Annotated in this window: 11 protein-coding genes; 7 read left to right on the top strand and 4 right to left on the bottom strand. The window is 68.2% G+C overall.

The window, feature by feature from the left end:
* Positions 1 to 8: 8 nt before the first annotated feature.
* Positions 9 to 311: a PsiF family protein gene (locus ACSQ3D_RS25505; protein ID WP_396504834.1), complete on the top strand. Its 303-nt coding sequence runs from the start codon at positions 9 to 11 to the stop codon at positions 309 to 311.
* A 109-nt stretch (positions 312 to 420) separates the two neighbouring features.
* On the opposite strand, the gene ACSQ3D_RS25500 is transcribed toward ACSQ3D_RS25505, so the two are convergent.
* Together ACSQ3D_RS25500 and ACSQ3D_RS25495 are read right to left on the bottom strand one after the other, a co-directional pair.
* On the bottom strand, positions 421 to 867 hold the full coding sequence (locus tag ACSQ3D_RS25500) for a DUF2214 family protein (protein ID WP_056420657.1): 447 nt from the start codon (positions 865 to 867) through the stop codon (positions 421 to 423).
* A 267-nt stretch (positions 868 to 1,134) separates the two neighbouring features.
* Positions 1,135 to 2,484 (bottom strand): dicarboxylate/amino acid:cation symporter, encoded by a 1,350-nt coding sequence (locus ACSQ3D_RS25495; protein WP_436128693.1) that lies wholly within the window; start codon positions 2,482 to 2,484, stop codon positions 1,135 to 1,137.
* Positions 2,485 to 2,719: 235 nt separating this feature from the next.
* On the opposite strand from ACSQ3D_RS25495, the gene ACSQ3D_RS25490 reads away from it, so the two are divergent.
* Positions 2,720 to 5,407 carry a hybrid sensor histidine kinase/response regulator gene (locus ACSQ3D_RS25490; protein ID WP_436128692.1) on the top strand — a complete coding sequence of 896 codons (2,688 nt, stop codon included), beginning with the start codon at positions 2,720 to 2,722 and terminating at the stop codon, positions 5,405 to 5,407.
* 156 nt (positions 5,408 to 5,563) lie between these two features.
* On the opposite strand, the gene ACSQ3D_RS25485 is transcribed toward ACSQ3D_RS25490, so the two are convergent.
* Positions 5,564 to 6,208 carry a LuxR C-terminal-related transcriptional regulator gene (locus tag ACSQ3D_RS25485; RefSeq protein WP_436128691.1) on the bottom strand — a complete coding sequence of 215 codons (645 nt, stop codon included), beginning with the start codon at positions 6,206 to 6,208 and terminating at the stop codon, positions 5,564 to 5,566.
* Between the two features lie 162 nt (positions 6,209 to 6,370).
* A complete protein-coding gene (locus ACSQ3D_RS25480) occupies positions 6,371 to 7,297 on the bottom strand; it encodes a LysR family transcriptional regulator (RefSeq protein ID WP_436128690.1) in 927 nt (308 codons plus the stop codon).
* Positions 7,298 to 7,608: 311 nt separating this feature from the next.
* Here ACSQ3D_RS25480 and ACSQ3D_RS25475 point away from each other — a divergent pair, with 311 nt between their 5' ends.
* The 5 genes from ACSQ3D_RS25475 to ACSQ3D_RS25455 all read left to right on the top strand — a co-directional run bounded on the left by ACSQ3D_RS25475 (position 7,609) and on the right by ACSQ3D_RS25455 (position 13,561).
* Positions 7,609 to 9,816, top strand: a complete 2,208-nt coding sequence (locus ACSQ3D_RS25475) for a malate synthase G (RefSeq protein ID WP_436128689.1) — start codon at positions 7,609 to 7,611, stop codon at positions 9,814 to 9,816.
* 398 nt (positions 9,817 to 10,214) lie between these two features.
* A complete protein-coding gene (locus ACSQ3D_RS25470) occupies positions 10,215 to 10,460 on the top strand; it encodes a cysteine-rich CWC family protein (protein ID WP_436128688.1) in 246 nt (81 codons plus the stop codon).
* Positions 10,461 to 10,527: 67 nt separating this feature from the next.
* Positions 10,528 to 10,716, top strand: a complete 189-nt coding sequence (locus tag ACSQ3D_RS25465; protein ID WP_007850839.1) for a 4-oxalocrotonate tautomerase — start codon at positions 10,528 to 10,530, stop codon at positions 10,714 to 10,716.
* 300 nt (positions 10,717 to 11,016) lie between these two features.
* Positions 11,017 to 12,501: an MFS transporter gene (locus tag ACSQ3D_RS25460; RefSeq protein WP_436128687.1), complete on the top strand. Its 1,485-nt coding sequence runs from the start codon at positions 11,017 to 11,019 to the stop codon at positions 12,499 to 12,501.
* A gap of 292 nt (positions 12,502 to 12,793) precedes the next feature.
* The gene (locus ACSQ3D_RS25455; RefSeq protein WP_056420565.1) at positions 12,794 to 13,561 is read left to right on the top strand and encodes a class II glutamine amidotransferase; all 768 of its coding nucleotides are present in this window, start codon (positions 12,794 to 12,796) and stop codon (positions 13,559 to 13,561) included.
* The last annotated feature ends 158 nt before the right edge of the window (positions 13,562 to 13,719 follow it).

The following is a 13,719-nucleotide window of genomic DNA, read 5'->3' as shown; positions in this document are numbered from 1 at the left end:
GAGCTTCCATGAAACAGCTGATTTCCCTGACTGCACTCGGCCTGGCCCTGACCCTGGGCGCCAGCGTCCACGCCGCCGAAGACGCCAAGGCGCCGACCAAGCAGCAATCCAAGATGGCCACCTGCAACGCCGACGAAAAGGCCAAGACGCTCAAGGGCGACGAACGCAAGGCGTTCATGAAGGAATGCCTGTCGGCCAACAAGCAAGAAAAGCAGCAGACCAAGATGAAGACCTGCAACGCCGACGAAAAAGCCAAGACGCTCAAGGGCGACGAACGCAAGGCCTTCATGAGTGAGTGCCTGAAGGGCTGACACGCCCCACCGGCCCGGCGCTGCCGCGCCACCCGCCCACAAAAAAGCCCGCCCGTGACAGCCACCGGCGGGCTTTGTCGTCTGAACGCGAGCGGTCGGGCAACCGCCCCTACCAGCCCCTCGCCCAGAACACCGCGATCACCGCGACCACGGGCAGCCCGTGCGCCTGCATCATCACCAGGCGGCGCACCTTCTTCACTTCCAGCGCATCCGGCAGGGCACCCGTGGCCCGCAGGTTGCGGCGCCAGCGCCGGAACATGATCGACGGCCAGATCGACAGGAGGGCCAGGACCACCACGAGCGTGATCTTGATGTGGAACAGCGGCTGCGACACGTACCAGGACGCGCCTTTGACGCCCCACAGAAGGCGTGCCAGGCCACTGCCGATCATCAGCATGGCGGCCGCGCCGTAGATCGCATCCAGCCGCGCAAGGCGCTCGACGACGGCGGCGTTCATCCATTCGATGCGGCACAAGGCCGCCTGGCTCGACAAAAAGACCACAAAGGTCAGGATGGCCACCAGATGCAGGGCGGCCAGGGTGGCTTCGAGAGTCATGGGGGTTTCCTTGTCATCGCGGCCTCCGTGTGCGGCGCTGTGGGCGCGCTGCTCCACTGGGGAACCGGTTGGCGGCCATTGTGCTTGAGGAAGCTGCCCGTTCACCGCGGGGCACAACCGCCGAAGGCCTTCGACTCCTGCGTCGGCACCCCATGAACACGCGCTGAACCAGCTTTGCGACGCAGTAGCCCCCACGCAAAAAGCGGTGCAGACCCGAAGGCCCGCACCGCTTTTTTTGGGGGATTGAACGGCAGTTCGCCGTGCAGATCAGGCGGGCCTCACGGCAGACGACACCACCGGCGCCACTTCTTCCACCAGGGGGAGAGGCTGGGGCTCGCCGTCCAGCGCAGCGTTCAGGCGGTCATAGTCCAGCGCGTTTTCCCAGCGCGAGACCACCACCGTGGCCACGGCATTGCCGATGAAGTTGGTGAGCGAGCGGCATTCGCTCATGAAACGGTCCACACCCAGGATCAGCGCCATGCCGGCCACCGGCACTTCGGGCACCACGGCCAGCGTGGCGGCCAGGGTGATGAAGCCGGCGCCCGTGACGCCCGCCGCGCCCTTGGACGACAGCATGGCCACGAGCAGGAGCGCCACCTGGTGGCCCAGCGTGAGGTGGGTGTCGGTGGCCTGCGCGATGAACAGCGCGGCCAGCGTCATGTAGATGTTGGTGCCGTCCAGGTTGAACGAGTAACCGGTGGGCACCACCAGGCCGACGACGGACTTCTTGCAGCCGGCGCGCTCCATCTTTTCCATCAGCGACGGCAGGGCCGACTCGGACGACGACGTGCCCAGCACCAGCAGCAGCTCGGCCTTGAGGTACTTGATCAGCTTGAACACCGAGAAGCCGCAGGCCCGTGCCACGGCGCCCAGGATGACGATCACGAACAGCAGCGAGGTGATGTAGAACGTGGCGACCAGCTCGGCCAGGTTGAGCAGCGAGCCCAGGCCGAACTTGCCGATGGTGAAGGCCATGGCCCCGAACGCGCCGATGGGGGCGGCCCGCATGACGATGTTGACCACCTTGAACACGGGCACCGTCAGCGACTCAAGAAACGCCTGCACCGGCTTGCCCGCATTGCCAGACAGCGCCAGCGCCACGCCGAAGAGCACGGCCACCAGCAGCACCTGCAGGATGTTGTCGCCCACGAAGGGGCTCACCAGCGTCTTGGGGATGATGTCCATGGCGAAGCCGGTCAGCGTCATGTCGTGGGACTTGGCCACGTAGGTGCTGACTTCCCTCTGGTCCAGGTCGGCCGGGTTGATGTGCATGCCGGCGCCCGGCTGCATCACGTTGGCCACCACCAGGCCCACCACCAGCGCCAGGGTGGAGAAGGTCAGGAAGTACGCCATGGCCTTGCCGAACACGCGGCCCACGGTGGACAGCTGCGACATGCCGGCGATGCCGGTCACGATGGTCAGAAAGATCACCGGCGCGATGATCATCTTGATCAGTTTGATGAACGCGTCGCCCAGCGGCTTGAGCGCCGCGCCGTAGGCCGGCTCGAAGTGGCCCAGCAGCACGCCCAGGATGATGGCGACCACCACCTGGAAGTACAGTTGCCGGTAGAAAGGCAGCCGCACGGGGTGGGCTGTGGGAGCGGTGATGGCTTGCATGGGGATGTCTCCTGAAATCACGGTGACTGCACCAGCGGGGTGCGTCGAGGGTGCCGTTTGTACCGCTGCCCCTGGATTCAGCCGATAACCTATTGGTATTAGTCGGCCGCACCGCCAGAGGGCGCCCCACGCCCCAACATAGGGAAAACACCTAGTCTCCGGCGGGCTCAGGCACACTCGCGGACCCCACCATCGAAGCCCCGGGCCTTCCTCCCGGCACCCTGTTTTCTGCCCCATGACGACGCCGCGTCTTCGTAAATTCTGGACCCTGTTGATCCTGCTCGCCGGCATGGCGGGCAGCATGTTCGTGGCCGGGCAGTGGGCGTGGCAGCACTCGCTGTACGAGGAAAGCGACAACGTGCAGCGGCAGCTGGCGCTGTACGGCCAGACGCTGGCCCAGCGCATCGACCGCTACCGCACCCTGCCCGAGGTGCTGGCGCTGGACGCGCAGCTGCAGGACGCGCTCACCCGCACCCTGAGCCCGGCCGAGGTGGAGCAGCTCAACCTCAAGCTTGAGCAGGCCAACGGCGCGAGCCAGTCGTCCACGCTCACCCTGATCAACCGCGAAGGCCTGGCCGTGGCGGCCAGCAACTGGCGCACCGCGACCAGCAACGTGGGCGTGGACTACAGCTTCAGGCCGTATGTACAGGAGGCCCTGGCGCTGGGGCGCGGCAGCTTCTACGGCATCGGGGTGACGACGGGCGAGCCCGGCTACTTCCTGTCGCAGGCCATCCGCGACGCGGGGGGCCAGCTGCTGGGGCTGGTGGCGATCAAGATCGCGCTGCAGGAGCTCGAGCGCGAGTGGCTGCAGACGCCGGACATCGTGCTGGCCTCCGACGCGCACGGCGTGGTGTTCCTGGCCAGCCAGGACGCGTGGCGCTACCGCCTGCTCGAACCCCTGGGCGACGAGGAGCGCCGCGAACTCAACGCCACGCGCCAGTATTCGAACCAGCCGCTGCGCCCGCTGGCCTGGCGCGTGGACGACCACATGGACAACGGCGGCCGCCTGGTGCGCATGCTGTCGTCCGACCTGCCGCCCCTGCCCGGCCGCGTGCTGTGGCAGACCCAGCCGCTGCCCGGCACGCCCTGGCAGCTGCACCTGGTGCACGAGACGCACAGCAGCATCGCCGACAGCCGCTGGGCCGCCGCGGCCGGTGGCGGCGGCTGGCTGGCGCTGGCCCTGCTGGTGCTGTTCGTGCGCCAGCGGCAACGCCTGGCCCACCTGCGCCAGCGCAGCCGCCAGGAGCTGGAGACCGTCCTGCAGCAGCACGCCCAGGAGCTGCGCACCGCCCAGGACGGCATCGTGCAGGCGGCGCAGCAGGCCGCGCAGCAGACCGACACGGGCCTGTCGCGCAGCCTGGAACACCTGCCCCAGGGCGTGGTCATCATCGACGCCGACCTGAACCTGGTGGCCTGGAACTCGCGCTACGTGCAGCTGTTTCGCTACCCCGCCGACCTGATGCGCGTGGGCCAGCCCATCGAAGACCTGCTACGACACAACGCCCGCCGCGGCCTGCTGGGCCCCGGCCCGGCCGACGAGGCCATCGAGCGGCGCCTGTCGCACCTGCGCAGCGGCCTGCCCCATCTGCACGAGAGCGCCAAGGGCGATGGCACGGTGCTCGAGATCCGCGGCAACCCGCTGCCCGAGGGCGGCTTCGTGACGAGCTACGCCGACATCACCAGCTACAAGAACGCCGCGCGCGAGCTGCGGTCCCTCGCCGATGCGCTGGAGCAGCGCGTGGCCGACCGCACGCGCGACCTGGACGCCGCCCGGCGCGAGGCCGAGCGCGCCAACCGCTACAAGACCCGCTTCGTCGCGGCGGCGGTGCACGACCTGCTGCAGCCGCTGAACGCCGCGCGCATGTTCACCTCGCTGCTGCGCAGCCACCTGCACGACGACGCCGAGCGCCGCACGGTGGACAGCATCGACGGTGCGCTCGCGTCGCAGGATGCGATCCTGAGCAGCCTGCTCGACATCTCGCGCATGGAGTCGGGGCAGCTGGACGTGCACATCCACGACGTGGCCCTGGGCCCGCTGCTGCAGGTGCTGGCGCACAACTTCGGTGTGCTGGCCGAGAGCCAGGGCCTGCAGCTCAGTTGCGTGCCCACGCGCGCCGTGGTGCGCACCGACGAAAACCTGCTGCGCCGCATCCTGCAGAACTTCGTCTCCAACGCCATCCGCTACAGCCGGCACGGGCGCATCGTGGTGGGCTGCCGGCGCGTGGGCCATCCCGGCGGAACCCACCTGCGCATCGAGGTGCACGACCAGGGCCCGGGCATCCCCGAGGCGCTGCAGCGCGAGATCTTCGAGGAGTTCCGCCGCCTGGACGAAGGCCGCGCCGACGACCGCGGCGCGGGCCTGGGCCTGGCGATCGTCGAGCGCCTGGGCCGCCTGCTGGGCCACGAGATCGGGTTGCGCTCGCAACTGGGCCGCGGCAGCGTGTTCTGGGTCTGCGTGCCGCTGGGCGACCCCGCCGCCGCCCAGTTGCCCGCCGCCGCACCGGCCACCGTGCAGCAGCAGCCGCAGGAAGACGCCCCGCTGCAAGGCAGCACCGCCTGGGTGATCGAGGACGACGGCCCCACCTGCGCCGCCACGCGCGCCCTGCTGGAGCGCTGGGGCTGCCAGGTGCCCCTGGCCGGCGGCGCCCCCGAAGCCTTGGCGCACGCCGAACGCGGCCAGGCACCGCACCTGGTGCTGCTGGACGTGCACCTGGGCGCCACCCACCATGGCCCCGATGTGTACACAGAGCTGTGCGAACGCTGGGGCCAGACCCCCGCCGTGATCCTGGTCACCGCCGAGCGCGACGCCACGCTGCGCCGGCAGGCGGCGGAACGGGGATGGGGTTTTCTGGCCAAGCCGGTGCGGGCGCCGGCGCTGCGGGCGTTGGTGAGCCAGACCTTGCTCAGGCTGCGGGAGAAATAGCGGGGTCATGAGGCAGCGGGCTTCGGCGGGCCCGGTCTGCACGGATGCATGGCCCCGGTGCGCATTCACATATTCAGATTTGATAGCTGCCAGCGCTTGCCAGGCAAGCGCCAGAGACCATTCTCCCCCCACGCAGCGCACATCGCCCAATCCGTTTTACCCCGCCCCGCCCTCGTCCGCCTCCAGGCTTTTGACCAGCACCGCCGCCTGCGTGCGGCTGTAGCACGCCAGCTTCTTCAGGATGGCCGTGACGTGCACCTTCACCGTGTTTTCCGCCAGGCCCAGCGCAGCGGCGATCTGCTTGTTGAGCAGCCCGTCTGCCAGGCACAGCAGCACCCGGAACTGCTGCGGTGTGAGCTGCGCCAGCCGTGCGGCCAGCTCGGCGTCGGCCTCGGAGCGCTCGGCCGACATGGGCGGGAACCAGCTGCCGCCGTCGAGCACGGCCTCGATGGCCTCGCCCATGGACTCGGCCGGTGCGGACTTGGGGATGAAGCCCGCCGCGCCGAACTGCTGCGCGCGGCGGATGACGCGCGGGTGGTCGTTGGAGGAGATGATCACCACCGGCAGCTCGGGGTACTCGCCGCGCACATGCAGCAGCGACGAGAAGCCGCGGGCGCCGGGCATGCTCAGGTCCAGCAGCACCAGCTCCACCTCGGGGTGCTCCTGCAGCGCGGTGCCCAGCGTGGCCGCGCTGGCCGCCTCGAGCGTGCGGAACTGCGGCAGGCGCTCGCGCAGCACGTGCAGCACGGCCGCGCGGAACAGGGGGTGGTCGTCAGCGACCAGGAGGGTGGGGTCGGACATGGAGTGCGCAGTCTGCCACGGGGCGGCCCATCAGTGCCAAACGCCGCCCGGAGCGGGCGGACGAACGAGGCGCGCCCAGGCCAGCGCCAACGTGGAGCCGGCTTGGCGCCCGTAGGCACGCCGCTTCGCGTCGGAGGACGGCGTGCAGCGGTTCCGGGGGACTCATGCGCCTTTCCAGAACGCAGGTTGTGCGTACTGGTGTTTCAGGAAGTCGATCCACAGCCGCACGCGCAGCGGCAGGTGTTTGCGCTGGGGGAACACCACGTAGATGCCGTTGGGCGGCGCGGCGAAGTCCTCCAGCACCGCGACCAGGCGGCCCGCGACGATCTCGGCCTCGACCTCCCAGGTGCTGCGCCAGGCGATGCCCCAGCCGCCCAGGCACCAGTCGTGCAGCACCTGGCCGTCGGAGCAGTCGAGCGGCCCGCCGGGCTTGAGGTGCATGACCTCGGTGCCACCATCGTCACCCAGAGGCACGCGAAACGCCCAGCCGCGCGTCTGCGAGGCGTCGCTCGACAGCGTGAGGCAGTCGTGCTGCACGAGTTCTGCCGGCGCGCGGGGGGTGCCGCGCCGCGCCAGGTATTCCGGCGTGGCCACGCACAGGCGGCGGTTGTCGGCGATGCGCACGCTCACGAGCGACGAGTCGGGCAGGTCGCCCACGCGCACGGCGCAGTCAAAACCCTCGCCGGCCAGGTCCACCACACGGTCGCTGAGGTTGAGCGAGATCGTCACGTCCGGGTGCGCCGAGCGAAACCGCGGCACCAGCGGCGCGACGTGGCGGCGGCCAAAGCCCGCCGGCGCGGTGATGCGCAGGTGGCCTGTGGCCTTGACCCCGCCTTCGGACACGCTGGCCTCGGCATTGGCCACGTCGGACAGCAGGCGCTGGCAGTCTTCAAGAAACGCGCTGCCTTCGTGCGTGAGGCTGATGCGGCGCGTGGTGCGCACCAGGAGCTTGACGCCCAGGTGCTCTTCGAGCGCGTCGAGCCTCCGCCCCATGATCGCCGGCGCCACGCCCTCGGCCTTGGCCGCTGCCGTGAGGCTGCCGCGCGTGGCCACCGACACGAAGGATTCGAAGGCCTTGAGTTTGTCCATGGGCGGTGATTATGGGGACAACGGGCGCGCGCCCTCCCGGGTGTCGGCAGGAGGATCCGGGCCGGAAATATGACCGAAAGAGGCCCCTGTCGCTTACCTATCCAGCGCTGGCAGCTATTATTTTTATAGTAATTGCGCGCTCTGCACCCGGGTGAACAAGCCCTCCACCTTTGCGTAAAAGTCACTGGTTTCCAGCTTTTCTGCATATTTATGTGGGCAAACATTTGCAATACAGTGTGCCCATGGCCCGCGCTGCGGGCGGCTCCGTTTTTTTTGTTCCTCCCATTTCATCCATCCTTCAAGGCTCTCCCATGACCGACCGCACCACCGTCCACGGCCTGCAAGTGGCCACCTCCCTGTACCGCTTTGTCGACGACAAGGTGCTGCCCGGCACGGGTGTCGATGCCGGCGCGTTCTGGAAGGGTTTTGACGCCATCGTGGCCGACCTGGCCCCGCGCAACATCGCCCTGCTGGCCGAGCGCGACCGCCTGCAGACCGAGCTCGACACCTGGCACAAGGCCAACCCCGGCCCCATCAAGGACATGGTGGCCTACCGCGGCTTCCTGGAAAAGATCGGCTACCTGGTGCCCCAGCCCGCCGACGTCAAGGCCACCACGGCCAACGTGGACGACGAGCTGGCCACCCAGGCCGGCCCGCAACTGGTGGTGCCCATCCTGAACGCCCGCTACGCGCTGAATGCCGCCAACGCCCGCTGGGGCAGCCTGTACGACGCGCTCTACGGCACGGACGCCATCAGTGAAGAAGGCGGCGCAGAAAAGGGCAAGGGCTACAACCCGGTGCGCGGCGCCAAGGTGATCGCGTTCGCGCGCCAGGTGCTGGACGACACGGCGCCCCTGGCCAGCGGCTCGCACAAGGATTCGACCGGCTACAAGGTCGAAGGCGGCCAGCTGGTGGTGTCTCTTGCCAATGGCAGCACGTCGGGCCTCAAGGACCCATCGCAGTTCAAGGGCTACCAGGGCGATGCCGCCGCGCCCAAGTCGGTGCTGCTGCAGCACAACGGCCTGCACCTCGATATCCAGATCGACCGCGCAACGCCCATCGGCCAGACCGATGCCGCGGGCGTGAGCGACCTGGTGCTGGAAGCGGCCCTGTCCACCATCCTGGACCTGGAAGACTCCGTGGCCGCCGTGGACGCCGAGGACAAGGTGCTGGGCTACAGCAACTGGCTGGGCATCATCCAGGCCACGCTGACCGAGCAGGTCGCCAAGGGCGGCAAGACCATCACGCGCGGCCTGAACCCCGACCGCGTCTATACCGGCCCGGCGGGTGGCGAAGTGCGCCTGCATGGCCGCTCGCTCATGTTCCTGCGCAACGTGGGCCACCTGATGACCAACCCGGCCATCCTGTGGACCGACGCGCAGGGCCAGGTGCGCGAGATCCCCGAAGGCATCATGGACGCGGTCGTGACCACTGCCATCGCGCTGCACGACCTGCAAGGGCACGGCGAAGACGGCATCCGCAACTCCCGCAAGGGCAGCGTCTACATCGTCAAGCCCAAGATGCACGGCCCGGCCGAGGTGGGCTTTGCGAGCGACCTGTTCGGCCGCGTGGAGCAACTGCTGGGCCTGCCTGCCAACACCGTGAAGCTGGGCATCATGGACGAGGAGCGCCGCACGTCCGTCAACCTGAAGGCCTGCATCGCCGCCGCGTCGGCCCGCGTGGCCTTCATCAACACCGGCTTCCTGGACCGCACCGGCGACGAGATGCACACCGCCATGCACGCCGGCCCCATGGTGCGCAAGGGCGACATGAAGACCAGCGCCTGGATCCAGTCGTACGAGAAGAACAACGTGCTCGTGGGCCTGTCGTGCGGCCTGCGCGGCAAGGCGCAGATCGGCAAGGGCATGTGGGCCATGCCCGACCTGATGGCCGAGATGCTCAAGCAAAAGATCGCCCACCCCAAGGCCGGCGCCAACACCGCCTGGGTGCCCAGCCCGACGGGTGCCACGCTGCACGCGCTGCACTACCACCAGGTCAAGGTGAGCGACATCCAGATCGAGCTGGAAAAGACCGACGCCAACGCCGAGCGCGACAACCTGCTGACCGGCCTGCTGACCGTGCCCGTGGCCGCCGCGCCCAACTGGAGCGACGCCGAGAAGCAGCAGGAGCTGGACAACAACGCCCAGGGTATCCTGGGCTACGTGGTGCGCTGGGTGGACCAGGGCGTGGGCTGCTCCAAGGTGCCCGACATCCACAACGTGGGCCTGATGGAAGACCGCGCCACGCTGCGCATCAGCAGCCAGCACATGGCCAACTGGCTGCTGCACGGCGTGGTGACCGAAGCGCAGGTGCGCGAGACCTTCGAACGCATGGCGGCGGTGGTGGACGGCCAGAATGCGGGCGACGCGCTGTACCAGCCGATGGCCGGCCACTTCGACACCAGCATGGCGTACAAGGCGGCTTGCGACCTGGTCTTCCAGGGCCAGGCGCAGCCCAGCGGCTACACCGAGCCCCTGCTGCACGCCTGGCGCCTGAAGCTCAAGGCCGCGCAGGCCTGATGAGTGGGCGGGCGTGACGGCCTCCCCGAGGCAGCTGCCCCCTCTGCAGGCTGGCTGACCTGGGAAGGCTGTACTGATCGGTACTGATCGGTACTGATCTGTGCTGATCCGATGCGTGCAATCGGCTGCTGACACACCGCAGCCCGGCGCTACAAAAAATATAGCTTCTAGCGCTTGCCTATCAAGCGATAGCGGCTATTTTTGCTCGAAACCGCCGCCGTGCGAATGCGCACAAGGCACGCGGCGGGGTTGGCAGGCAGCGAGAACGGGTCATGCGCGACGCCCGCTGCGCCCGCGCCAGATCCGGTCAGCGGGATAACCCGCCGCGGGCACACAGCGGGCACCCGCCGTACACTGGCCCGCGGGCGCCGCCCCACAGGCGGCCCACCTGCGCTGCCATGCCCCACCCCTCGGACCCCGACACCTCCCACTGCCCCTTGTGCGGCCAGCCCAACGTCTGCGCCATCGCGGCGGGGCGCGCGCCCGAGAGTTGCTGGTGCATGGCCCAGACCATCGACCGTGCAGCGTTGGCCCGTGTGCCGGCCGATCAACGCGAGCGGGCCTGCATCTGCCCTGCCTGCGGCGCGCCCGCAGCAGCCGATGGCGTGGCAGCGCCGGGTGTACCGCCCAACCCGCCGATATGATTTGGCGCTTGCCGCTGCTCAGCGTTGAACAGCAGTTCTTCTTTTTAATGCCTACAAGGAATCAGATATGCCGACGTACCACGTTGAAATGATGGAAGGCCGCACGGTCGAACAAAAGCGCAAGCTGGTGGAAGAGATCACCCGCGTCTCCGTCGAGGTGCTGGGCGGCTCGCCCGAATCGGTGGACATCCTGATCACCGACATCAAGCGCGAGAACTGGGCCACGGGCGGCAAGCTCTGGTCCGAGCGGACCTGACATGGCGCCATCCGGCTGCGTTGGCAGCTGGGTCGCACCCGTGACGGGACGGGCGGCATCGCCGCACCACCCGGCGCGGGTGCAGCCTGACGGTGCGGTGCCCCGCCAGCGCATCCGCGTGCCCTGGCCGGCCTGCACGCACCGTGGCCCGGGCCGGGCACCGGCCACCAGTGCCTGCGGTGATCGCCGCCCGCGCGACACCACAGGCGCGGTGACCGCATCACCGGCCCGCTCCTAGCGTTCACCACGCCGTCCGCCCATCCGCCGTCGCGCCGCCGGCCTCATTGCACCGAACAGCCCATGAACAACTCCCAGACCTCGGGTTCCCTGGCCGTACTGCGTGAACGCTACGGAGAGCGCTACCGCTGGCTGGTGCTGCTGTCCGTCATGGTGGGCACGATGGCATCGATCATGTCGTCCACCATCGTGAACGTGGCCATCCCGGACATGAGCCACTACTTCACGCTGGGCCAGGAGCGGGCGCAGTGGGTGACCTCGGGGTTCATGGTCGCCACCACCGTCTCCATGCTCACCACGCCGTGGCTGCTGTCGCGCTATGGCTACCGTGCCACGTATGTGGGCGCGATGCTGCTGCTGCTGGCCGGCGGCATCGGCGGGGGCCTGGCGCGCGACTTCGGTCTGGTGCTGGTCGCCCGTGTGGCCGAGGGCCTGGCGGCCGGCGTGGTGCAGCCCATCCCGGCCGTCATCATCCTGTACGCCTTCAAGCCGCACGAGCAGGGCCGCGCGAGCGGCATCTTCGGCATGGGCGTGGTGCTGGCCCCCGCCATCGGGCCCAGCATCGGCGGGCTGCTGGTGGACTGGTTCGGCTGGCGCTCCATCTTCTTCATGGTGGTGCCGCTGTGCCTGGCGTCCATCGCGCTGGCCTACAAATACGTGCCCGTCACCGCACCGGGCGGGGTCGAGGCCAACCGGCAGGGGCAGGCGCTGGACTGGCGCGGCCTGCTGCTCGGCACCGTGGGCACGCTGTGCCTGCTCAACGGGCTGGTGTCGCTGCACGGCGGCTCCGTGGCCGAGGCCGGCGCCCTGCTGCTGGGTGCCGCCGTGTCGGTCGGGCTTTTCATCGCGTGGCAACGCCGGCAGTTGCAGCAGGGTCGAAAGCCGTTGATGGACCTGCGCCTGTTCCAATACCGGCAGTTCGCGATGGGCAGCGTGGTGGCGTTCATCTACGGCACCGCCCTCTTCGGCTCCACCTATCTCCTGCCCGTGTTCATGCAACTTGGCCTGGAGCTGTCGGCATCGCATGTGGGCACGCTGATGCTGCCGGCAGGCTTTGTGCTGGCCGCCACCATTGCCTTCGTGGGCCGACTGGCTGACCGGCAACCCACCCATCTGCTCGTGAGCATCGGTCTGGCGCTGTTGGCCCTGTCGTTCGGGCTGATGGTGTTCGTGGGCCTGGGGGTGTCGCTGTGGATCCTGGTGGCGCTGGCGATTCTGGGGCGTATCGGCCTGGGGTTCATCCTGCCGTCGCTCAACCTGGGCTCGATGCGGCCCCTAGACAAATCGCTGATCTCACAAGGCTCCAGCACCATCGGCTTTTTGCGCATGCTGGGCGGCGCTGCCGGGGTCAGCCTGTGCGGCATCGTGCTCGAATGGCGGCTCGGCGCGCATGGCGCAGCGCTGGCCGCGGGGGTCAGCAACCCGGCGCGCATCGCGGCATTCGGCGAGACGTTTCTGATGCTGACCTTGCTGTGCGGTCTGGCGCTGGTCGCTGCCTGGCAATTGAAGGAAGCGCCAGCCAAGCCGGACTCCGCAGGGGCTGTTTGAACGGCCACGGCCTGTCGATCGCATCGGGAACACACTGGCGGGCGCGCCACGTGGGAGTAGCAGCCACCCTGGCCCTTCAGCGGGTGTGCGCGGTCTGGACGAGGCGCTGCACGCCACCCACCCACGCATGTTTGAACCCTGATCAGCGGGCAGACGCTCCGTGGCGCAGCCTGGAGCGCTATAAATGGGGTGGCTGGCAGGAACGCCACCTCTGCCGCCTGCGTGGCACAGTGCCGGGCCTCCGTAGGCCCGGCCACACTTTCAGGAACATTGCCGAAATGGAAATCAAGTCATGTGCCAATTGCTCGGCATGAACTGCAACGTCCCGACGGACGTGACCTTCAGCTTCACAGGTTTCGCACAGCGCGGCGGCAAGACCGACCACCACAGCGACGGCTGGGGGATCGCGTTCTTCGAGGACAAGGGCCTCAGGCACTTCGTGGACCACCTGCCCGCCGTGGATTCCCCGGTGGCCGAGCTGATCCGGCGCTACCCCATCAAGAGCCGCAACGTCATCGCCCACATCCGCAAGGCCACGCAGGGCGTGGTGAGCCTGCAGAACTGCCACCCCTTCGTGCGCGAACTGTGGGGCCGCTACTGGGTGTTTGCGCACAACGGCGACCTCAAGGATTTTCGGCCCCGGCTGCATTCGCACTTCCGGCCGGTGGGAGACACCGACAGTGAACATGCCTTCTGCTGGATCATGCAGGAGCTCGCCAAGTCGCACGCCAGTGTTCCCACCGTGCGGGAGCTCACCCTGACCCTCAAGGAACTGGCGGCGCGCATCAGCCCGCACGGCACCTTCAACTTTTTGCTCTCCAACGGCCAGGCCCTGTGGAGCCATGCGTCGACCAGCCTTTATTACATCGAGCGCCGGCACCCGTTCGGCGAGGCGCAGCTGAGCGACGAGGACGTGCGACTGGATTTTTCCCGCGAGACGGACGAGCGGGACGAGGTGGCAGTGATCGTGACGAGCCCGCTGACGACGAACGAAGAATGGACAGCGTTCGGCAAGGGGGAGCTGCTGGTTTTCGAGCAGGGTAGAAGGCTGTCGATCTAGTCCTGGCTAGGCGGTGTATTGCTCAAAAGCCACGGCTTAGGAGGGCAAAGCGGCTTGGCGCTTGGCGCTTGGCGCATCAAAGCAGCTTGGTGGCGAAACCGTCTAACAATTCACCAGAACATCGACCGGTTCTGAGCCATCCCATCTTTGGATCACGC

Source organism: Acidovorax sp. LjRoot117 (assembly GCF_964252695.1).
Taxonomy (GTDB): domain Bacteria; phylum Pseudomonadota; class Gammaproteobacteria; order Burkholderiales; family Burkholderiaceae_C; genus Acidovorax.
This window is presented reverse-complemented; position numbering and strand designations above follow the sequence as displayed.

Coding starts and splice junctions, on each gene's coding strand:
- ACSQ3D_RS25505 (WP_396504834.1), top strand. CDS start 9: ATGAAACAGCTGATTTCCCTGACTGCACTCGGCCTGGCCCTGACCCTG.
- ACSQ3D_RS25500 (WP_056420657.1), bottom strand. CDS start 867: ATGACTCTCGAAGCCACCCTGGCCGCCCTGCATCTGGTGGCCATCCTG.
- ACSQ3D_RS25495 (WP_436128693.1), bottom strand. CDS start 2,484: ATGCAAGCCATCACCGCTCCCACAGCCCACCCCGTGCGGCTGCCTTTC.
- ACSQ3D_RS25490 (WP_436128692.1), top strand. CDS start 2,720: ATGACGACGCCGCGTCTTCGTAAATTCTGGACCCTGTTGATCCTGCTC.
- ACSQ3D_RS25485 (WP_436128691.1), bottom strand. CDS start 6,208: ATGTCCGACCCCACCCTCCTGGTCGCTGACGACCACCCCCTGTTCCGC.
- ACSQ3D_RS25480 (WP_436128690.1), bottom strand. CDS start 7,297: ATGGACAAACTCAAGGCCTTCGAATCCTTCGTGTCGGTGGCCACGCGC.
- ACSQ3D_RS25475 (WP_436128689.1), top strand. CDS start 7,609: ATGACCGACCGCACCACCGTCCACGGCCTGCAAGTGGCCACCTCCCTG.
- ACSQ3D_RS25470 (WP_436128688.1), top strand. CDS start 10,215: ATGCCCCACCCCTCGGACCCCGACACCTCCCACTGCCCCTTGTGCGGC.
- ACSQ3D_RS25465 (WP_007850839.1), top strand. CDS start 10,528: ATGCCGACGTACCACGTTGAAATGATGGAAGGCCGCACGGTCGAACAA.
- ACSQ3D_RS25460 (WP_436128687.1), top strand. CDS start 11,017: ATGAACAACTCCCAGACCTCGGGTTCCCTGGCCGTACTGCGTGAACGC.
- ACSQ3D_RS25455 (WP_056420565.1), top strand. CDS start 12,794: ATGTGCCAATTGCTCGGCATGAACTGCAACGTCCCGACGGACGTGACC.